Genomic DNA, 20268 nt, shown 5'->3' on the forward strand with positions numbered 1-20268 from the left:
GCCCGGGATCGTCGTCGCAGGTCAGCGGCCTGAGCAGGGCTTGACAAACCGGTTTTCGCCGTGCTCATGCAGGTGAGCCACGAGCACCTCGGCCGGCACCGCGGGATCCTTTGTGGACAGTCGATCGGCCGGGAACGCACACCGGTTCCGCGGGCGGAGAACCGCCCGGCTAGTCTTCGGGAAGGACGAGGCCGTGAAAGGGAAGGACTCTGACGTGAGGCTGCAGAATCGCCGCGTGCTCGGCGCAGGCGTGTCGGCGCTCGGCGCCGCACTCGTGCTCGCCGGTTGCGGAGCCGGTCAGATCACCCAGACCGACACCCAGCAGCCCGCCGTCAACGGCACCTATGCCCAGGTGAAGACGATCGTGCTGCGCAACGTCGCGGTGCAGTACCCGGCGCAGGGCCCCGGCTACGCGGCCGGTTCGCCCGCCCCGCTCACGCTCACCGTGATCAACCAGGGCCAGAAGGACGACAAGCTCGTCTCGGTGACCTCCGAGGGCGCTTCCGGTCCCGCGCAGATCTCCGGGGACTCGACGATCGTCGCGGGCCACTCGCTCGTGATCGGCCCGGCCGACGCGGTCGAGCAGGGCGCCCCGGCGCTGCCGGAATCGGCGAACAGCACGCCGGCCTCCGACGCGAACTCGGCCGCCAACGGCGCGCCCAGCTCGGCTCCGAACTCCGCCCCGAACAGCGCGTCGAACTCGGCCCCCAACTCGGCGTCGAGCGTGCCGCAGGCGGGCGAGAACGGCGGCGCGGAGAGCCAGCTCGGCACCGGCAAGGTCGTGTTGCAGGGCCTCAAGCAGCCGCTGTGGCCGGGCGCGACGATCAAGGTCACCTTCACCTTCCAGAACGCCGGCCCGATCGTGGTCGAGCTGCCGGTCGCCGCGCCGGCGCACCCGCGCTCCTGATCGCGGCCGCGGTTTTGTCGGTGCCCGCCGATAGCCTCGCGGCGTGGTGAAGAAGAGCAACACCGTCCACCGGTGCGCGGAATGCGGGTACGAAACGGCGAAGTGGGTCGGTCGCTGCCCGGAATGCCACGCGTGGGGCACCCTTGAGGAGCGCGGCTCCGCGAAACCGGCCATCGCGCGGGTGGCCGCCGGAGCGCCGAGCGCGCCCGCGCGGCCGATCGCCGAGGTCGACGTCGAGGCAGCCCGGGCGAAGGCCACCGGCGTGCCGGAGCTGGACCGCGTGCTCGGCGGCGGGCTCGTGCCGGGAGCGGTCGCGCTGCTGGCGGGCGAACCCGGGGTCGGCAAGTCCACGCTGCTGCTCGAAGTCGCCTATCAATGGGCGGTCACGGCCGGGCGTTCGCTGTACGTCACCGGCGAGGAATCCGCGGGACAGGTCCGGCTGCGCGCCGAGCGCACCGGCAACGTGCACGGTGAGATGTACCTCGCCGCGGAGAGCGATCTGTCCGCGATCCTCGGGCACGTCGACGCGGTGAAGCCGGGCGTGCTGATCGTCGATTCGGTCCAGACCATGGCGTCGCCGCAGGTCGAGGGCTCGCCGGGCGGCGTGACGCAGGTCCGCGCGGTCACCTCCGGGCTCGTCGCGCTCGCCAAGGAACGCGGGCTGCCGGTCGTGCTCGTGGGACATGTCACGAAGGACGGTTCGGTCGCCGGTCCGCGCGTGCTGGAGCACCTGGTGGACGTGGTGCTGCAATTCGAGGGCGACAAGCATTCGACGCTGCGGATGGTGCGCGGCATCAAGAACCGGTTCGGCGCGGCGGACGAGATCGGCTGTTTCGAACTCACCGAGGAAGGCATCGTCGGGGTTCCGGATCCGTCCGGGCTGTTCATGAGCCGGACGGCGGAACCGGTGCCGGGAACCGCGATCACGGTCGCGGTCGAAGGAAAGCGGCCGCTGCTGGGCGAGGTGCAGGCGCTGGTGTCGAGCAGCGGCATGCCGCAGCCGCGGCGTGCGGTGAGCGGCCTCGATTCGGCCCGGATCGCCATGGTGCTCGCCGTGATGGAGAAACGCGGCCGGATGAAGCTCGGCGACAAGGACGTCTACGTCGCGACGGTCGGCGGCATGAAGATCACCGAGCCCGCCATCGACCTGGCGCTGGTGCTCGCGCTGACCTCGTCCCTGCACGACGTGGCCTTGTCGCCGCGGTTGGTGGCGGTGGGCGAGGTCGGGCTGGCGGGCGAGATCCGGCGGGTGCCGAACGTCGCCCGCCGGCTGGCCGAGGCGGCGCGGCTGGGCTTCACGCACGCGTTGGTGCCGCCGGATTCCGGCAAGCTGCCGGACGGCATCCGGGTGCTGGAGGTGCCCGACGTGGCGAGCGCGCTCAACGCGGCGAACCACGCGAAATGATCACTCTCCCGCCCGGTCGGTGGTCTCGGAGGAGAACTGGGCGGAGCTGACCAGGATGCCGGGCGAGAACCCGGCGACGGGGCTCGTGGCGAGCACCTGGATGTCGGTCAGCTGAGCCCGCGTCGGGTTGGCCGAGACGAGCATTTTGTACGGGCCGGCGGGGACCGCGTACTGCACGAAGTCCGGACCGATCTGCACCAGCTGGAAGCCGAGCGCCGGGTCGTCCATCGCTTTCAGGAGGGCGCCCCGCAGCTCGCGCGACGCGTACCCGGAAGCGAGGACGTTCAGGATCATCCCGGTCGCCGACGGATAGCTGACGAGGCTGGGGTCCTTCGGAGCGCCGTAGTTCAACGGCTGCGGCAGCGGTCCGTCGCTGGCGGGCAACAACTCCGGAGGGATGCGGTCCTGCAGGAGGCGATTGGTCAGCCTGTTCGGGTCGGTCGGCAGGTTCGCGACGAATTCCGGGGTCGGGTGGGACCAGGCCAGTCCAGTGCCGGCAGACGAATCTCCGGGAAAGCGGGAGTCGGGCGTGAACCGCCCGCCGCGCGCGGACTCCTCGGTCTGGGAAGGCCCGGGCAATTTCGCGCTGTCCCGGGGCTCCCCGCCGAGCAGGGTCGGCGGTTCGGCCCGGATCCAGCGGCGTTTCCAGATTCCGGACGGGTCGGCCGGAATCCACACGTCCACCTGTTCCTTGACCCTGAACACACTGGTCCCGCTCACCAACGCGGTGCGGCTGTACTTGGTCACGACGTGGGTGAACGGCGCGCCCGCTTCGCGGCGGTCCGCTGGGGAGCCCGGGCCCGCGGGCGCCAGCGTCGAGGGCGCGCTGGCGAGTTCCCGGACTACGACCACGCCGCCGGTGACGAGCAAGACCGCGGCGGCCACGGCGATCCATCGCCACGCACCGGAGCGCTGTTTCCGTTGCGGGACAACGGGTTCGTCCGATTCGCTCACTGCCGCGGCGGCTCGCATCATGCTGGCGCGGGCCCGGTCGAGTTCGGCGCGGTCGGTGGTCGCCTCGTGCGGGTGCAGCGCGGCGAGCGCCTCGTCGAGTTCGGCATCGGACCACAGATGCCGCACGGTGTCGTCGTTCACTGTTCCTTCGCCTCCTCGCGGGTCGATGCGGCTGCGTTGGTGCGCAGCCATCTGCGGATCCGGTGCAATCGCGAGCGCACGGTGCCCGGCGGGATGCCGAGCGCCTCGGCGACTTCGACCGGTTCCAGCCCGGCCCACGAGACCAGCAGCAGCGTGTCGCGGTCGGCGACGCTCAGCTTCGCGAGCGCGCCGGCCAGCTGTGCCGCGCGGGCCTGGGCGTCCACCTGCTCGGCGACCCGGGTGTCGTGCCCGCCGTGGCCGCGGTCGCTGGAATTCGCGAGCCGTGCGGTGGCTCGCAGCGCCCGGGTTTCGCCGCGGACGTGGTGGCGCAGCAGGTTCGTCGCGATCCCGTACAGCCACGAGCGCGCGGTGCCCAGCTCCGGCCGGTAAGACTCCCGCCGGCGCAGCGCGACGAGGAACGTCTCGGCGACTAGGTCGTGCGCGGTTTCCGGGCCGACGCGGCGCGCGAGGTAGCGGTGCATGGTCGCCGCGTGCGCGTCGAACAGCCGCCCGAAGGCCGGGGCGGGATCGGGTCCGCCCAGGTCGGGGCGGTCCTGCGGGCCGGTCGACACCGGCTCGGGACCGTCATGGGTCACCTGCATACCTGTTCTTGCCCGCATGGCTGGCGAGCGTTCACGGCGTTACCAGATGGGGTGGTCGCTGAACTTCTCCAGCGTGCTCACCGACGGCCGGACGAACCAGAGCCCGGCGCTGTAGCCGATCAGGCCGATGGCGAAATTCGCGAACGTCGCGAGCAGTTCGGTGAAGCCGAGCTTGCCGTGGTTGCCCCAGAGATCCACCAGCGCGGACACCCCGAGCGCGATCAGGCAGCTGACCGAGAGCACGGTGAAACAGGCGGTGAGCGCCGCGCGCGTGCCCCGGGCCCGGGCGGTCACCAGGTAGTCGCCTTGCAGGCAGCGGCGCGCCGACAGCACCACCACGGCGATGGCGAGCACGGACAGCATCGGCAGCAGCAGGGCGGCGAGACCGAGCAGGCCGCGCGGCAGGCTGTGCCCGTGCAGCGGACGGTTCACGAGCGCGGTGATGCCGAAAACGAGCAGCGTGCCGATCGCCAGGGAAACCCCAATGACCACGGAAGCGACGCGCACCCGGGCGGCGAACAACGGCGGCAGCGGGGCGTACCCCGCGGACTGCTGCCCGTAGTACTGCTTCACCGCATCACCTCCGCGCCGGCAACCCGAACGAACGTGCAAATGCTCGTGAAGGCCACCTTAACGGAATGCGATTCCGGCAAGGCGGCCTTCACGGCACTTGTCACCGAGGCGTGCTAACGGGCTTGCCTGATCAAGCCTTTTCGGCCAGCAGATTCGCGCACCGGATCAGGCCGATGTGCGAGTAGGCCTGCGGGTGGTTGCCGAGCGAGCGCTCCGCGACCGGGTCGAACTGCTCCGGCAGCAGCCCGGTCGGGCCCGCCGCGCCGACGATCTGCGCGAACAGTTCCTCGGCCTCGTTGCGCCGCCCGGTGCACAGGTACGCCTCGATCAGCCAGGCCGCGCAGATGTGGAAGCCGCCCTCGCCGCCGGGAAGACCGTCGTCGCGCCGGTAGCGGTAGACGGTGGAACCGCTGCGCAGTTCGGCCTCGATCGCCGTCACGGTCTTCTGGAACCGCTCGTCCGCCGGGTCGATGAGGCCGGTCAGGCCCACGAACAGGGACGCCGCGTCGAGGTCGGTGCCGTCGTAGGCGGTGGTGAACGCCTGCACCTCCTCGTTCCAGCCGTGCTCCAGCACGTCGGCCTTGATCTCGTCGCGCAGCTTGGGCCAGGCTCCCGGGACGTCGCGGCCGTACTCGTCGCCGAGGCGCACCGCGCGGTCGATGGTCACCCAGCACATCACCCGCGAGTACACCCGGTGCCGCGGCACGTGCCGCTCTTCCCAGATGCCGTGGTCCGGCTCGTTCCAGCGCCGCGTGACAGCCTCGGCCATCGCGCGCACCATCTGCCAGTCCTCGTCGCGCAGCTCGCCGCGGACCTGAGCCAGCGTCGCGACCAGTTCCACGACCGGGCCGAACACGTCGAGCTGGACCTGGTGGTTGGCCAGGTTGCCGACGCGCACCGGCCGCGAACCGGCGTATCCGGGCAGCGATTCGATGACCGCCTCCGCGCCGATGACGGTTCCGGCCAGCGTGTACAGCGGGTGCAGCCGCTCCGGGCCGGCCAGCGTGGCGAGCACGCCGTGCAGCCACTTCAGGTAGCCCTCGGCCTCCTCGTGCGAACCGAGGTGCACCAGCTCGCGCACGGTCATCGCGGCGTCGCGGATCCAGCAGTAGCGGTAGTCCCAGTTGCGGACCCCGCCGATCTCCTCCGGCAGCGACGACGTCGCGGCGGCCAGCACGCCGCCGGTGTCGGTGTTCACCAGCCCGCGCAGGGTCAGCGCGGAGCGGCGCACCAGTTCGGTCTGCACGGTCGGCAGCTTGAGCTTGGCCGCCCAGTCGCTCCAGTACTGGCCCGCCCGGTCCCGACGGTCCACTTCGGACAGTTCGTGCGCGGTGAAATCCGTGGTGCCGCAACGCAATTCGAACACCACCGGCTGTTCCGGCGTCGGCTGGACGAGCGCGATCGCGGTGTCCTGCAGGCCGTCGGAGGTGATCGACCATTCGACGCCCGGCGAGCGCAGCACGAACGGCTCCGACGTGCCCAGCACGCGCAGGCCCTCGGCCTCGGCGACCAGCCGCACCGGCACCCCGCCGAACTCCGGCCGCGGCGCGAACACGACCTGCGCCACCGCTTCGCCGGAGATCACGCGCACGAGGTCGGTGCGGTGCCCGGGGCTTTCCGGTTCGAGATAGTCCGTGACGAGCAGCCGCGACCAGCGCGTTTCGACCGTCATCGTGTTCGGCAGGTACCGCTGCCCGAGCGGGAGCCCGTTGCGGTGCGGTTTGATCGAGAAGTGGCCGGCCCCGGGACCGCCGAGCAGGTCGGCGAACACCGCGGGGGCGTCCGGACCGGGGTGGCACAGCCAGGTCAGCTTCGCGTCCGGCGTCACCAGCGCGACCGAGCGCTCGTTGGCCAGCAGCGACAGCCGCTCGATCGGCGTCGCGGACTCGCCGTAGAGCCAGTTGCGCCGCTCTTCCAGGAGGAACGCGAGCACCATCGCGACGTCGACGGTGTCGGGCACGTGGTACTCGGCGAGCGATTCGCCGTCGCCGACCTTGATGCCGAGGTCCGGCCCGGCCAGCCGGGCGAACGCCTTCTCGTCGGTCACGTCGTCGCCGAGGAACACCGCGGCGGTGGCCCCGACCTGGTGGCGAAGGGTGTCGAGGGCGTTGCCCTTGTCGGTCTTCACGACCGCCAGCTCGACGACTTCCTTGCCGTCGGTGGTCGTGACGCCGTCCCACTTAGACGGGCCTTCGTGCACGGCCGAGAGCACGCGCCGTCCGGCATTGTGCTCGGCGCGGCGCACGTGCACCGCGATGCTCGCCGGCTTGACCTCGAGCGACACTCCGGGCACGTCGAGCACCAGCTGTTCCAGCTCGTGCTCGAGCCGCCGGTGCAACGCCTTCGCGTCCTCGTCGAGCGCGTGGATGAAGCCGATGTCGAACTCGGACCCGTGGCTGCCGACCAGGTTCACCTCGGACGGCAGCCGCGACAGCGTCGCGAGGTCGCGCAGGGCCCGGCCGGAGATCACGGCGGTGGTCGTTTCGTGCAGGCCGGCGAGAGATCTCAACGCGCCCACCGACTCGGGCATCGGCCGCGCCTCGTCCGGGTTCGCCGTGATGGGGGCCAATGTGCCGTCGTAGTCGCAGGCGACCAGCAGGCGCGGGGTACGGGCGATCTGCACGATCGCGCGCCGTAGCTCCGCGGGCAACGCCTCGGCGGTCAACACTCCTCCTCAGGAGGTCCAGCGCGGTACGGGGGAGGGGGTCAGTCGGCCGGTTCGGCACCCAGCGCCTGGAGGAACGAACGCGCCCACCGGTCGACGTCGTGGGTGAGGACCTGGCGACGCATGGCGCGCATCCTGCGTCGGCCCTCGGCGGGGTCGAGCGTAATGGCAGCCTCCAACGCGTTCTTCACCCCGTCCAGATCGTGCGGGTTGACGAGGAAAGAGCTGGTCAATTCGGCCGCCGCGCCGGCGAACTCGCTGAGCACCAGCGCACCGCCGAGATCCGGGCGGCACGCGACGTACTCCTTGCAGACGAGATTCATCCCGTCGCGCAGCGGAGTCACCACCATGACGTCGGCCGCGGAGAAGAAGGCGGCCAGCTCGGTGCGGTTCACGGATTGGTGCAAATAGTGCACGACCGGGTGGCCGACGCGGGCGAACTCGCCGTTGATCCGGCCGACCATCTGCTCGATCTCGCCGCGCATCCGCTGGTAGTGCTCGACGCGTTCGCGGCTCGGGGTGGCCAGCTGCACGAAGGTGACGTCGCCGGGTTCGAGACGGCCCTCGTGCAGCAGTTCGTGCAGCGCTTGGAGCCGCAGGTCGATGCCCTTGGTGTAGTCGAGCCGGTCGACGCCGAGCAGCACCGTCTTCGGGTTGCCGAGGTCGCGGCGGATCTGCTTGGTGCGCTCGACGACGCCCTTGCTGCGGGCGAGCGAGTCGAGACCGGCCGCGTCGATGGAGATCGGGAACGCGCCGACGCGCACGGTGCGGTCGCCGACCTGCACCATGCCCGGCCGGGACCGGACGCCGACCGCGCCGCGGGTGGGTTCGAGGCCGACCAGCTGCCGGGCCAGCCACAGGAAGTTCTGCGCGCCGCCGGGCCGGTGGAAGCCGATCAGGTCCGCGCCGATCAGGCCGCGCACGATCTCCGCGCGCCACGGGAGCTGCATGAACAGCTCGACCGGGGGGAACGGGATGTGCAGGAAGAAGCCGATGCGGAGGTCGGGCCGCAGTTCGCGGAGCATCCGGGGCACGAGCTGCAGCTGGTAGTCCTGGATCCAGACGGTCGCCCCCTGCGCGGCGACGGCGGCGCTGGCCTCGGCGAAGCGCTGGTTGACCTTCACGTAGCTGTCCCACCACGACCGGTCGAAAACCGGCCGTTCGACGACGTCGTGGTAGAGCGGCCAGAGCGTCGCGTTGGAGAAGCCCTCGTAGTAGTCGCGGACCTCGGCGGAGCTGAGCGACACCGGGTGCAGGACGAGGCCGTCGTCGTCGAACTCGTCCACGTCGACGTCCGGCACGCCCGGCCATCCGACCCACGCGCCCTTGCGGGAGCGCAGGAACGGTTCGAGCGCGGAGACCAGTCCGCCGGGACTGGCGGTCCAGCGCTGTTCCCCGCCCGCGGTCCGTTCGAGGTCGACGGGCAGCCGGTTGGCCACCACGACGAAATCCGCGGACGGTGCGTTCTTCTCCTCGGCGATCGCGTCAGTCACTCCAGCTGCTCCCTCGTCATCGGCGGGTCGCGGCCCCACTGGAAACCCTAGCGCGCACGGAGTGACCGGCCGGTGACCAACTGGTTACTCCAAACGCCGTTCGGTCGGCTCCATCGGCCCGGCCAGCCGGGGCCCGGAGAGCTTGCGCTCGAGCCTGCCGAGCCCGGTGCGGACCGGCTGGGCGAGGTATTCGCCCAGTACAACGCCCGCCGCGAGGGCGAGCCCGATGGCGACCGCGGTCATCAGGGTGGAGATGTTGCCGCCTGGCGACACCGCTAATTGGTATAGACCACGATAGGTGGAGAGACCGGGCAGCAGCGGAGTGATCCCGGACACGGCCACCACGAGCGGCGTAACTTTCAGCCGCCGCGCCATCACGCCGCCGCAGAACCCGACGAGCGTCGCCGCGACCGCCGAAGCGCTCACCGCGTCGAGCGTCGCGAGGATCAGCGCACCGTAGACGAGCGCGCCGATCCCGCCCGCCGCGGCGGCGACGAGCATCGCGCGCAGTTTCGAGTACGAGGCGAGGGCGAAGCAGGCGGCCGCACCGGCCCCGCCGACGACGATGATCGGCAGGTGCTGCGCGGTCGAGACGGGGACGTCGGGCAACGGGGTGCGCGGCAGTTCGAGCATCACCGCGATGCGCAGGGCGAGCACGACCCCGGCGATCAGCCCGGCACTCATCAACGCGGTTTCCATCGTGCGGCCGGACGCGGTGACGTAGTACCCGGTGATCCCGTCCTGCACCGCGGAAACCGTGGACAGTCCCGAAAGCAGCACGGTGACCGCCGCGGCGACCACGAGCGTCGGCCGGTCGGTGGTGAGGATGTTGCTGCTGACTATCACCATCGCCGACAGCGTCGCGAACAAGCCGCCGACGACCTGCTGGAAGAAGAACGGCAGGTTGAACTTGTTGAGCAGCCTGCCGATCCGGTCGACCGCGGCGGAGATGACCATCGCGACGAGCGCGATGTCGAGGCCACCGCCGAGCAGCAGCGTGATGAACCCGGCCAGCCCGCCCCAGGCGGCGGTCGCGGTCCAGCGCGCGTACGGGTGCGGCGCGGAAGTGATCCGGTCCAATTCGGTGACGGCTTCCTCGGCCCCGGTGCGACCGCGCACGATCTGGCGCACGAGCGCCTCGGTCTCGGTCAGCCGGGTGTAGTCGAGACTGCGCGAACGGACCACTCGCAACGCGGTGACCGGCGCGAGGTCGGTCCCGCGGTGACAGGTGACGGTGATCGACGTGAAGATGACGTCGACCTCGCAGTGCGGCAGCCCGAGCGCGGAAGTGAGCGCGAGAATGGTCGCGGTGACGTCGGACGCGCCGGCACCGCTGGCCATCTGCACCTCGCCGATCCGCAAAGTGAGATCCAGAACGAAGTTGACGGTCGCGTCGTCGGGCGGCTTGGGCCCGATCGCCTCCTCGGACTCGACCGCGGGCTGTTCCGCCGTCGGAGCCTCGAGAATGTGCCAAGCGCGGCGGCGCAGCAAATTCGGCCGATGCCGCTGGCTGGACCGCGGGTGCGGAGGCTCGAGAATCGGCCACCGTCTGCGCGCAGCCCCCTGGCCGGCACGCTCGTTGATCTTCATGATCGATCCCCACCTCCTCGTTCGTTCCCGGGGACCATCGGCCGTACCGGCCCGGCTGTTGCAGTGGTATCCGCCACACCTGCTGACGATCGTGCCGCATGGGGTTGGATCGCGCCGATTTTCGGTGCTGACCTGGGACTTAGGGCGGGTTGTCCGGGTGCGTCGGGAGAGGCCCGATATACTTTTGGCGCGCCCGTGGCCGGGTGCGCGCCGGTATAGCTCAGTTGGTAGAGCATCTGTCTTGTAAACAGAAGGTCAGGGGTTCGAACCCCCTTGCCGGCTCCGTGAACGCAGCCTCAATGCTGCTGAGTTGATCTTAATCCACCGCGACCGGTGCGCGAGGCGTCGGAACGTCCTTCTTTGCGACCCTTCATAGCTGCGCCATGCCCTTTTCCGGGTGCGCGACGCGTGCGCGTCAGCTACACTGAATCAGTCGGTTGGGTTTTGATTCACGCAGAGGGGAGGGACTGTGAGCACACACCTTGCGGGTGCGCGGATCGCGCGGGCCGTCGAGGCGGCCGGGCTGAGCCAGCGTGCTCTCGAGGCGGCGACGGGCATCTCGCAGTCCACGCTGTCGCGGATCGTTTCCGGTGCCCGCACGGCGAAAATGCCGGAGATCGCCGCGATCGCGCGCGCGGTCGGTGCCACGGTCGCCGAGCTCTCGGGTACGGGTTCGGTGGCTGACCGGGTGCAGTGTGCCGCGCGGGCGACGAATGGATCGGACATGCAGCAGATGCGCGAGACGCTGCTGCACTACCTGGAGCTGGACGCTTACTTGGACGACCAAGCTGTGCCGGCCACGGGGTGAGTGCGGCCAAGGGGCGGAGATGACTGCGGAGACCGAGGGCCGCGCCGCGGCGGAGGCGTTTCGGGCCGAGCATTGCCTGGGGCTGCGGCCCTTGGGCGATTTGGCCGCGCTGATCGAGCAGATCACCGGGTTCGACGTCGCGGTGCTGGAGGCGGAGCCGGACGAGCACGGCTTGACTATGCGGGATCCGGCGCGCGACGCGGTGTTCATCGGAGTCGCGCGCACTCGCCGTCCGATGCGGCAGCGCAGCACGCTCGCGCACGAACTCGCGCACGTCCTGTTCGCTGACTGGGTCGAGGACCACGACGGCGACTGGGCAGACCGGCGGTTCGCGGAACAGCGGGCGGATGCGTTCGCCCGCCACCTTTTGCTCCCGCTGGACGGAGTCGGCCAGTTCGTCGCCGGCCGGGACCTCACGCTGGCGACGTTGTCGAGCGTGGTCCAGTGGTTCCTCGCCTCGCCCGCCATGGCCGCGATTCAGCTGTACGAAGGCAAGCACATCGACGCTGCCGCCAAAGACCGGTGGATGGCGACCACGACACCGCAGGTGGCGGCCAGGTTCGGGTGGAGCGACCAGTACGCCGCGCTGCAGGCGGAATCCGATCACCCGCGCGCCCCGCAGCGACTTCTTGCCCGGGCGATCGTCGGCTACGCGGAAGCGGTGGTGCCGGTCCAGGCCATTGCCACCCTGCGCGGCGTCTCCGCCGAGCGAGCCGAAGCCGAATTGCGCGACGCCGGTGTAGTGCCTGCTCCGCAGAAGGCGTCCTGGGCCAGTGCCGACGACCTGCCGGACGTGGAGGTCGACCTGGCCGATTTGGACCGTGACCTCGCCGCTCCGGACGGGGATCGCGAGAGCTGATGAACCAGCGGCCGATCATCGACGCCGGCCCGAGCTTGAATTTCCTGTCTGTCCACCAGGAACGGCTGCTCATCGGGGCGCTTGGACCGCTGTCGGTGCCGGAGACGGTGCAAGGCGAGGTGCTGCGGAAAGCAAACCAGGATGCGAGGTTTCGCGCGGCCGCGGCGACTTGGCGCAAGCTGACGCCGAAGTGGGTGCAGGTGCTGTCCGACGATCCGACCTCGGAGCTGACGGCCGTGGTCGAGCGGATTACCCGTCTTCCCGTCCTGGAGCGGCTTCAGCAGCCTAAGGACCTGGGCGAGTTGATGGTGGTCGCGCATGCCGTTGTCGCCGCGGAGTCGGGGCACACGGTGCGGGTGTTGATCGACGACGGGCAAGGCGCGCGTCTGGCCGCTGCCGAGGCGGCCCGGCTTGAGCGCCTGCGGTCCGGGGGAAAGCCGGTCGGCGCGGTCGAGTTGGTGAGCACGCTGACGGTTCTTGAGGTCGCCGCGCAGAAAAGACTGGTGGCTGACCGTGGCGCGATGCGTGACCTGTACGGGCGGATGCGCAACCTCGACGACGGCCTTCCGCCGATCGACAACACTCGCCTGCTGTCGCGGAAAGTGTGGTCCTGACCCCGGTGACAGCTCGTCGGGTTTGCGGTCAGGGGCTGGTGGCCCCGTTGGCCGGCACTCGATGACTATGCCGACGAGCAGAGCGTCGAGTCTCGGTCCGCGGCGCTGCACCAGGAGTGCGCCCGCACCTCGATCTCTGCGCCGGTAGCCCCGTCCGAGGGGAGGTGAGCCCGTCGTCAGCCGTCGCTGAAGAATCGCGGCCGGTCAAGAAAGCTTGCCGAAGCTTCGGTGTGCGGTGGTTCAGGCAGCGGACCGCGGGAGGTCGGTGGCAGGCAGATCGATCGCGGCTCGACCGGCGTCGGTGAGGAGCGCCGGGACGCGCTCGCCGCGCCGACCAGCGCGCAGCGGGACCACCAAGGCGAACCGGGCGAGGCGGTGGGCGGTGAACTGATCGCAGCACGCGACGCCGTCGATGTAGAGGTCGGGTTCGCAGCTGCAGGTCATTTCGGCGCGGCCGAGGCCGACGGCGGTGAGGGTGGCTCGCTCGCGGTGGTTCAGCGGGAGGGACATGACTGCCTCGCTGGTTCGGGTTCGCTCAGTGCTGTACATCACTGTGCGAGATCCATCTGGTGCCAGCCAGATCCAGTTCAGCGCCTATTTCCAGGTACCAGATGCCGGCGCTCGACGCGCGGCCCGCCTCGGGTCAGGCCGGATCCGCCGCGGAGAGGGACTTTTCCAGCAGTCCCAGCAGTCTCGACAGTGCGGTCCGTTCCGCGCTGCCTGCTTGGCCGAGAAGTTCGTTCTCCCGGGGGAAATGCTCGCGCGCCACGCGGTCGACCAGTTCCCGGCCGGGTTCGGTCAGGCGGAGGTGGACGACCCGGCGGTCCTTGCCGTCTCGTTCGCGTACTACCAGACCTGCCTGCTCCAACCGGTCCGCGCGCAGGGTCACGCCGCTCGGGCTCGCCAGAGCGGACTCCGCGATCTCGCCCACGGTGCGCCGATACGGTGCGCCGGCCCGTCGCAGCTCGGTCAGGACGTCGAACGCCGCCATGGTGATCCCGTGTTCCTCCGCGATCCGGCTCACCGAAGCCCGGTACAGCGCTGAACACCGGTGCAGCCGGCCGAAAACGGCGAACGCGGACACGTCCGGCCCGGGGGGTCCGGTCCTCCGCTCGTCATGGATGTGATCGGCAGTGTCCGCCGCTGGCGGCTGCGCGCTGTCCAAGGCCGCGGACATCGCTTCGGCGAAATAGGGCGCGAACGCCGCGCTGGGCACCGATCGGGCCGGCTCGTGCGCGAACAGGTACCGCTCCATGACTACGCCGAACAGCACGCTGCGGACAAGCGCGATCCGCTCTCGCGCGTCGGGCGCTTCCGTCAGCAGTTCGGCGAGCGGCTTGGTGACCTGTTCGTCGAGGATGGCACGCAATTGCTCGGCACTCGCTTCGCGGGAGACCGCCGAGCGGATCAGCGCGGCCCAGGGATGTTCGGCGGGGGTGCGATCCCAGCGTTCGAGGTAGGCCTCGGCCAGCGCGTGCGACAGGCGGGCCGGGCCGTCCGCGGCCGCCGCGACGATGTCGACGGTGATACCCGTGTTCCCGCCGACGATTTCGCGGAACAAGCCGTCCTTGGAGCCGAAGTACGCCATTACCGAGCCCGCCGTCACGCCGGCCTCGGCAGCGACCTCCCGGATCGACGTCCTCTCGTAGCCGCGCGCGGCGAAAAGCCGGCGCGCGGCGTCAAGCACCGCGCGCCGGTTGCCTTCCGGATCTTGGGGGCGACCGCGGCGACCCGCGGTCTCGGCCCGGGGCGGAGGGGCGTCATCGGCGCTCATGGCTGCCATCTTAATCAGCAAAGTTTGAACATCTGTTCATGATCGAGGACGAGCTTCCTAGCGGACGGGAATCGGCAATGATCCAGGTGTGGGCGGGTATTTCGGTGTATCGCGAGAGTGCTGGCCATCCGGCTGCGCGAAGGAAATCCACCGGTAGTCCTTGCGTGTGTAAATCTTTGGTGTAACTATCTTAGTACTCAATGAAATCGACCGGAGAGGGTCAGCATGAAACCGAGCCCCTTCGACTACGCCGCCCCAGCCACCGTGGCGGAGGCCGTGGCCCTGCTGGCAGACGGAGACCGCGAAGCCAAGGTGCTCGCCGGCGGCCAATCGCTAGTGCCCATGCTGTCCATGCGGCTGGCCAGGCCCGAGGTGCTGGTGGACATCACCCGGATCGCCGCTCTCGCCCGGTGCGCGGTCGGCGGCGAGGGGGAGTTGCGGATCGGTGCCGCGGTCCGTCAGTCGGCGGTCGCGGCCAACCCGGCCGTTCGTCGCGGCTGGCCGTTGCTCGCGGCTGCGATCGACCGCATCGGGCACCCGCAGATCCGCCATCGCGGAACGGTGTGCGGCAGTCTGGCCCACCACGATCCGGCCGCTGAACTCCCGGCCGCCGCCCTCGCGCTGGACGCGCGGTTCGTGCTCGCCGGGCCGGCCGGGACCCGTACGGTTCCCGCGGCCGAATTCTTCGTCGCCACGTTTCAGACCGCACTCGCCGACGACGAATTGCTGACCGAGGTCGTCTTCCCCGCGCAGCCTCCCGAACGAGGCTGGGCGTTCGAGGAACTGGCGCGGCGGCACGGCGATTTCGCCACTGTCGGAGTTTGTGTCCTGCTCGACCGCAGTGCCGGTTCTGTCGCCGGCGCGCGGGTTGTGTTTTGCGGTGCCGGGCCGGTGCCTGTCCGGCTACCGCCTGCCGAAGCCGCCTTGACCGGAACCGCGCTCGACGCCGATGTCCTGGCAGCGGCCGCGCGCGCCGTCCACAGCCAACTGGAACCGGCCGGGGACGTGCACGCGAGCGCTGAGTACCGCCGCGAGGCCGCCGCCCACCTGCTGACCCGCGCCGCGACCACTGCTTGGGAGCGCACCCGATGAACACACCTGCCAGCCCGCCGCTGCCCGAACCGTCCGCGTGGCACGCCGTCCGCCTGACCGTGAATGGAGAAGTCGTTGCCGCGCAAGTGGAATCCAGATTGCTGCTTTCCGATTTCCTGCGTGCTCGCCTAGGCCTGACCGGTACCCACACCGGCTGCGAACACGGGGTCTGCGGCTCGTGCACTGTCCTCGTCGACGGAGCACCAGTGCGCGCGTGCCTGACGTTTGCCGTGCAGTGCGAAGACGCGGACATCCGGACCGTCGAAAGCCTCGCACCGGGCGACGCGCCGCTCACGGCCGTGCAGCGCGCCTATCACGAATGCCACGGAATGCAGTGCGGTTACTGCACTCCCGGGCTCCTCATGACCACGACCGCACTCGCGTCGGCCGAGCGCCGGCCCACCGAAGCCGAGGTCGCCGACGCGCTCAGCGGGCATCTGTGCCGATGCACCGGCTACCGCAACATCCGCCGCGCCGTCGCGCAGGCCCTCGACGCGCGATGGGGAGAGGAAACCGCCTGATGACGGGAAAATCCGGCTGGATCGGCCGCCCGATGGCTCGCGTGGAGGACGATCGGTTGCTGCGCGGGCAAGGCCGATACGTCGACGATCTAGCCCTTCCGAATGCGTTGGAGGCGGCGTTCCTCCGCAGCCCCGAAGCACACGCGCGCCTGGTTTCCGTCGACGTGTCGGCGGCGCTCGCGGCACCCGGCGTCACCGCCGTCTGGACCGGTGAGGACCTGGCGGGACTCGCCCCCTTGCTCAACCGCGAGGAATTGCGCGTCCCGGCCGGTCTCGCGGAGACCGTCGATCCGACGGTGCGGATAACGCCGATGCCGCTGCTCGCCCGGGAGAAGGTCGCCTACGTAGGCCAGCCGGTCGCCGTTGTCTTCGCCGAAAACCGCTACCTTGCCGAGGACGCGCTCGAGTTGATCGACGTGCGGTACGCGTCGCTGCCGGTGGTGGTCGACCCGGAAGAGGCGCTGAAGCCCGAGGCTCCGTTGATCCACGAAGACCTTCCGGACAACACCGCGGTAGCTGTGACCGCCCGCGTCGGCGAACCGGACGCCGCATTTCGCGACGCCCACACGGTGATCAGCGAGGAATTCCAAGCTCACCGGTACGTCGCCTCTCCGATCGAAACCCGTGCTGTCGCCGCGGACGTGGATCCGTATCGCGGTGAGCTGACTGTCTGGTCAGGAACCCAGACGCCGCACCGGCTTCGCGATTCGATCGCGCTCACGCTCGGGCTTGACGCCGAGGCCGTGCGGGTGCTCGCCGTCGACGTCGGCGGCGGGTTCGGACAGAAAGGGATCCTGTACGTCGAAGAACTGATCGTCCCGCACGCCGCGCGCTGCCTCGGCAGGCCGGTGCGCTGGCGCGAGGACCGCACCGAGAACCTCACCGCCTCGTCGCACGCCCGCGAGCAGATCCATCGCATCGAGCTGGCGGCCGACGCCGACGGACGGCTCCTCGGCGTGCGCGACCGGATCACGGTCAACTTCGGCGCGTACAACATGACTGGCCTCGTGGTGCCCTACAACTCGCTGTGCCACCTGCTCGGCCCGTATCGCGTGCCGAACGTCGAGATCGACGTGGCCGGGGTGCTCACGAACACGACGTTCTCGACTCCGTACCGCGGCGCGGGGCGGCCCGAAGCGGTGTTCGCGATGGAACGCGCGATGGACCGGCTCGCCGCCGCCCTCGGCCTCGAACCCGTGGAGCTGCGCGCGCGGAACCTGGTGCGGCCCGGCGAAATGCCGTACCGGACCGGGCTGGTCGACCGGTCCGGCCGCCCGCAGGTCTACGACTCCGGGGACTTTCCGGAGCTGCTCCGCCGCGCGGTGGCGAAGATCGATCTTCCCTCGGTCCGGGCCCGGCAGGAATCTGGCACGGCGGAAGGGAAACGCGTCGGCGTCGGGTTCGCGCTCTACATCGAGGCCACCGGCCTCGGCCCGTTCGAGACCGCCCGGATCGACCTCGCGCCCAGCGGCCGGGTCAAGCTGGCGATCGGCACCCCGTCGCAGGGCCAGGGCCACCGCACGGCGATGGCGCAGATCGCCGCGGACGCGCTCGGAGTGTCGCCGCTGCAGATCGACGTCGTCGGCGGCGACACCGCGGCCACGTCCTTCGGGGTCGGCACCATCGCCAGCCGTGCGCTGGTCAACGCGGGCAACGCGACACACCGGGCCGGACGGCTCGTGCGGGAGAAGGCGCTCGCCGCCGCGGCCCGCAGGCTCGAGGTGGCCGCGGCCGATCTCGACCTTGCCGACGGGGTGTTCACCGTACGCGGGGTTCGGACCGGACCGTCGCTGACTCTCGCGGAACTGGTCGCGGGCGCTCCGCTGTCCGACGACGGTCCCGGTGCCGAGCTGTCCGAAACCGTGCACTTCCGCCCGCCGGGGTTCGCGGTGTCCAGCGGGGCGCACGCGGCGGTCGTCGAGGTCGACGAGCGCACCGGCGAGGTGGACATCCGAAAGTACGTCGTCGTGCACGACGCGGGTGTCATCGTGAACCCGCTGATCGCCGAGGGCCAGGTGACCGGCGGGATCGCGCAGGGCATCGCGGGCGCGCTCTACGAGGAGATGATCTACGGGCCGGATGGCCAGCCGCGCACCGCCACGTACCTGGACTACCTCGTCCCGACGTCGTCCGAGATCCCGGATCTCGACCTCGACGACCTGCACACCCCGAGCCCGATGAACGACCTCGGCGTCAAGGGACTCGGCGAGGGCGGCGCGATCGCGCCCCAAGCGGTCCTCGCGAACGCGCTCGAGGACGCCCTGCGCCCGCACGGCGTGGTGGTCCGCCGCGGCCCGCTCTCGCCGAGCCGGGTGCGCGACCTGCTGCGGACCGTCTGAATCCGCACTCACGAAACGGAAAGAACGCGATGCACCTCGACCATTCTTTCACTGTTCCCGCCGCCCCGGCCGCCGCCTGGCGGCTGTTCCTCGACCTCGAGCGGGTCGTGCCGTGTCTGCCCGGCGCGGTCCTCGACCGGCTGGACGGGGAGTCGTTCTCCGGACGGGTCAAAGTCAAGGTCGGCGCGGTGCAGATGAGCTATCAGGGCTCTGGCACCGTCAAACGCGACGAGGCCGCTCGGCAGATGGTGCTCGACCTCGAGGGCCGTGAAAGCCGCGGTACGGGCACCGCCTCCGCGACGGTCACCGCCGTGCTGGCCGCCGATCCGGCCGGGACCTTGGTGCGGGTGCGCACTGAACTTGCTCTCACCGGCCGTCCCGCGCAGTTCGGCCGCGGGATCCTCGCCGAGGTGAGCGATCGGATCGTCCAGCAGTTCACCGCCCGGCTCGCGGAAGCCCTGAACGACCCGGTTTCTTCCCCGGCCGAGCCGGAAGCCGTCGACCTCGGGGCCGCGGTGGCGCCGGTGCTGCTGAAGAAGGCTGCCTTGCCCGCACTGGCGGTCGTGGCCGTGGCGATTTTGGTTCGCCTGTTGCGCCGTCGATAGCTGCCGGTGCGGAGAAGGGCCCGGCAAACTCCTGCCGGGCCCTTATGCCGGGAACTGGTCAGAAGCCGTCGCAGGTGGCGGTCGCGAAGTTGCCCGACGCCTTTGCCGTCTTGGCTTCCTTGCCGTCCACGACGACCTTGCAGGTCACGTCTCCGCCGTCGGCGCCGGTGGTCACCGACAGGCTGCCGCCCTTGACCAGGCCCTTCGTGGTGATGTCTTTCGACCACGGCAGGGTCTGCGGTTGATCCTGGCTGGCGGAAGCGTTGCCGTCGCCGATTGTGGTGTAGGTGATCGAGGCTTCCTTCGCGGTGCCGGTGACCTCGTAGTGGACCGTCACCGAGCGGTTCGCCTCGGTGTTGACCTCGTTGACCACCTTGGCGGCCGTCACGGTCCAGACGATGCAGATCGCCAGGCCGATCACCGAAAGCACCAGGCCGGCGATCGAGAGGCCCTTGTTCGTGGCCTTTCCGGACCGCGTCCGGGCGAAGCCGAGTGCCGAGAAGATGATCCCGAGGATCACCAGCGGCCACGCGACGAGCCCGATGACCGGGATGAACGAGAAAATCAGGCCGACCAGACCGAGCACGAACCCGGCAGTGCCGAGGCCGTTCTTCGGCGGGACCTGGTGGACCGGAGGGGCCGCCTGGGGTGCGGGCGGCGGAGGATAGTCAGGGGCGGACATGCGAACCTTTCGTGGTCGACCGTGCACAAACAGGTCGCATTAGCCGCCACGGGTGTTACTACATTTCTGGTATCAGTTCGGGCGCGGCTCCACGTGCACTCGCTCGCCCTGCAGTCCGAAGAGGATCAGCAGCTCGACCGCGCCGCCGTCGGCTGAGCCGAGCCAGTGCGGTTCCGTCGTGTCGAACTCGGCTGCCTCGCCGGGCGGGACCGTCAGGTCCTTCGCGCCGACGATCAACCGAAGGTGCCCATTGAGGACGTACAGCCATTCGTAGCCGCTGTGGGTTTTCAGTGCGGGTTCCGCGGAGCTGCCGGGGATCAGCATTTTGTACGCGTGCACCCCGCCCGGTCGCCGGGTGAGCGGCACGTAGGTCATTCCGTGCTGGTGGATCGGGCGCAGGTGGACGCGCGGGTCGCCGGCCCGGGGCGCGCCGACCAGGTCGTCGATCGGCACGTCGTAGGCGCGCGAGAGCGGCAGCAGCAGTTCCAGGTTCGCCCGGCGCTGGCCGTTTTCCAGGCGGGACAGGGTGCTTTCCGAGATGCCGGTCTCCGCCGACAGGTCGGCCAGGGTGATGCCGCGCCGGCTACGCAGGGTTCGCAGCCTCGGGCCGACCGCGTCCAGGACTTCGTCGATCTCGCGCATGG

The 20268-nt window shown here is 70.1% G+C and carries 19 protein-coding genes and 1 tRNA gene; 10 read left to right on the plus strand and 10 right to left on the minus strand.

The genetic code is table 11. The features are described 5' to 3' along the window. Positions 1 to 214 precede the first annotated feature (214 nt). A complete protein-coding gene (locus D0D37_RS10400; RefSeq protein WP_116200295.1) occupies positions 215 to 907 on the plus strand; it encodes a copper chaperone PCu(A)C domain-containing protein in 693 nt (230 codons plus the stop codon). A gap of 43 nt (positions 908 to 950) precedes the next feature. Then, positions 951 to 2312 (plus strand): DNA repair protein RadA, encoded by a 1362-nt coding sequence (gene radA / locus D0D37_RS10405; protein WP_116200296.1) that lies wholly within the window; start codon positions 951 to 953, stop codon positions 2310 to 2312. On the opposite strand, the gene D0D37_RS10410 is transcribed toward radA, so the two are convergent. The 6 genes from D0D37_RS10410 to D0D37_RS10435 all read right to left on the minus strand — a co-directional run bounded on the left by D0D37_RS10410 (position 2313) and on the right by D0D37_RS10435 (position 10330). Continuing rightward, positions 2313 to 3407, minus strand: a complete 1095-nt coding sequence (locus tag D0D37_RS10410) for a hypothetical protein (RefSeq protein ID WP_116200297.1) — start codon at positions 3405 to 3407, stop codon at positions 2313 to 2315. It abuts the gene before it with no gap. Continuing rightward, entirely contained in the window at positions 3404 to 4009 is a 606-nt protein-coding gene (locus tag D0D37_RS10415) for an RNA polymerase sigma factor (RefSeq protein WP_116200298.1), read from the minus strand. Before D0D37_RS10415 ends, D0D37_RS10410 begins: the two co-directional genes overlap by 4 nt. A gap of 39 nt (positions 4010 to 4048) precedes the next feature. Beyond that, entirely contained in the window at positions 4049 to 4582 is a 534-nt protein-coding gene (locus D0D37_RS10420) for a hypothetical protein (protein ID WP_116200299.1), read from the minus strand. Positions 4583 to 4712: 130 nt separating this feature from the next. Then, positions 4713 to 7247, minus strand: a complete 2535-nt coding sequence (gene otsB / locus D0D37_RS10425; RefSeq protein ID WP_162834147.1) for a trehalose-phosphatase — start codon at positions 7245 to 7247, stop codon at positions 4713 to 4715. A gap of 41 nt (positions 7248 to 7288) precedes the next feature. Then, on the minus strand, positions 7289 to 8740 hold the full coding sequence (locus D0D37_RS10430; RefSeq protein ID WP_162834148.1) for an alpha,alpha-trehalose-phosphate synthase (UDP-forming): 1452 nt from the start codon (positions 8738 to 8740) through the stop codon (positions 7289 to 7291). Positions 8741 to 8824: 84 nt separating this feature from the next. Beyond that, positions 8825 to 10330, minus strand: coding sequence for a threonine/serine exporter family protein (locus tag D0D37_RS10435; RefSeq protein ID WP_116200301.1), 1506 nt, complete (start codon positions 10328 to 10330; stop codon positions 8825 to 8827). Between the two features lie 209 nt (positions 10331 to 10539). Here D0D37_RS10435 and D0D37_RS10440 point away from each other — a divergent pair. The 4 genes from D0D37_RS10440 (at position 10540) to D0D37_RS10455 (ending at position 12611) form a co-directional block, all read left to right on the plus strand. Further along, positions 10540 to 10612: transfer RNA gene (locus D0D37_RS10440), tRNA-Thr, on the plus strand. A gap of 187 nt (positions 10613 to 10799) precedes the next feature. After that, the gene (locus tag D0D37_RS10445; protein WP_116200302.1) at positions 10800 to 11138 is read left to right on the plus strand and encodes a helix-turn-helix domain-containing protein; all 339 of its coding nucleotides are present in this window, start codon (positions 10800 to 10802) and stop codon (positions 11136 to 11138) included. Between the two features lie 19 nt (positions 11139 to 11157). Continuing rightward, positions 11158 to 11997 carry an ImmA/IrrE family metallo-endopeptidase gene (locus D0D37_RS10450; protein ID WP_116200303.1) on the plus strand — a complete coding sequence of 280 codons (840 nt, stop codon included), beginning with the start codon at positions 11158 to 11160 and terminating at the stop codon, positions 11995 to 11997. Next, on the plus strand, positions 11997 to 12611 hold the full coding sequence (locus D0D37_RS10455; protein WP_116200304.1) for a PIN domain-containing protein: 615 nt from the start codon (positions 11997 to 11999) through the stop codon (positions 12609 to 12611). Before D0D37_RS10450 ends, D0D37_RS10455 begins: the two co-directional genes overlap by 1 nt. A 240-nt stretch (positions 12612 to 12851) precedes the next feature. Here D0D37_RS10455 and D0D37_RS10460 read toward each other — a convergent pair whose 3' ends face one another. After that, a complete protein-coding gene (locus D0D37_RS10460) occupies positions 12852 to 13121 on the minus strand; it encodes a hypothetical protein (protein ID WP_116200405.1) in 270 nt (89 codons plus the stop codon). A gap of 133 nt (positions 13122 to 13254) precedes the next feature. Next, positions 13255 to 14385 (minus strand): TetR/AcrR family transcriptional regulator, encoded by a 1131-nt coding sequence (locus D0D37_RS46500; protein ID WP_162834149.1) that lies wholly within the window; start codon positions 14383 to 14385, stop codon positions 13255 to 13257. Positions 14386 to 14610: 225 nt separating this feature from the next. Between D0D37_RS46500 and D0D37_RS10475 the strand changes: the two genes are divergently transcribed. The 4 genes from D0D37_RS10475 to D0D37_RS10490 are packed head-to-tail and all read left to right on the plus strand — an operon-like array spanning position 14611 to position 18942. Then, the gene (locus D0D37_RS10475; protein ID WP_116200305.1) at positions 14611 to 15477 is read left to right on the plus strand and encodes an FAD binding domain-containing protein; all 867 of its coding nucleotides are present in this window, start codon (positions 14611 to 14613) and stop codon (positions 15475 to 15477) included. Then, positions 15474 to 15998 carry a (2Fe-2S)-binding protein gene (locus D0D37_RS10480; RefSeq protein ID WP_116200306.1) on the plus strand — a complete coding sequence of 175 codons (525 nt, stop codon included), beginning with the start codon at positions 15474 to 15476 and terminating at the stop codon, positions 15996 to 15998. The genes D0D37_RS10475 and D0D37_RS10480 overlap by 4 nt, the downstream gene beginning before the upstream one ends. Further along, positions 15998 to 18337, plus strand: a complete 2340-nt coding sequence (locus D0D37_RS10485) for a xanthine dehydrogenase family protein molybdopterin-binding subunit (RefSeq protein WP_208719891.1) — start codon at positions 15998 to 16000, stop codon at positions 18335 to 18337. Before D0D37_RS10480 ends, D0D37_RS10485 begins: the two co-directional genes overlap by 1 nt. 29 nt (positions 18338 to 18366) lie before the next feature. After that, positions 18367 to 18942, plus strand: coding sequence for an SRPBCC family protein (locus tag D0D37_RS10490; RefSeq protein WP_116200308.1), 576 nt, complete (start codon positions 18367 to 18369; stop codon positions 18940 to 18942). 58 nt (positions 18943 to 19000) lie between these two features. On the opposite strand, the gene D0D37_RS10495 is transcribed toward D0D37_RS10490, so the two are convergent. Both D0D37_RS10495 and D0D37_RS10500 read right to left on the minus strand, forming a co-directional pair. After that, the gene (locus D0D37_RS10495; protein WP_116200309.1) at positions 19001 to 19624 is read right to left on the minus strand and encodes a DUF4190 domain-containing protein; all 624 of its coding nucleotides are present in this window, start codon (positions 19622 to 19624) and stop codon (positions 19001 to 19003) included. A 72-nt stretch (positions 19625 to 19696) separates the two neighbouring features. Next, positions 19697 to 20266, minus strand: coding sequence for a helix-turn-helix domain-containing protein (locus tag D0D37_RS10500; protein WP_116200310.1), 570 nt, complete (start codon positions 20264 to 20266; stop codon positions 19697 to 19699). Positions 20267 to 20268: the final 2 nt, after the last annotated feature.

The sequence above is a fragment of the Amycolatopsis circi genome, assembly GCF_003385235.1.
GTDB classification, from domain to species: domain Bacteria; phylum Actinomycetota; class Actinomycetes; order Mycobacteriales; family Pseudonocardiaceae; genus Amycolatopsis; species Amycolatopsis circi.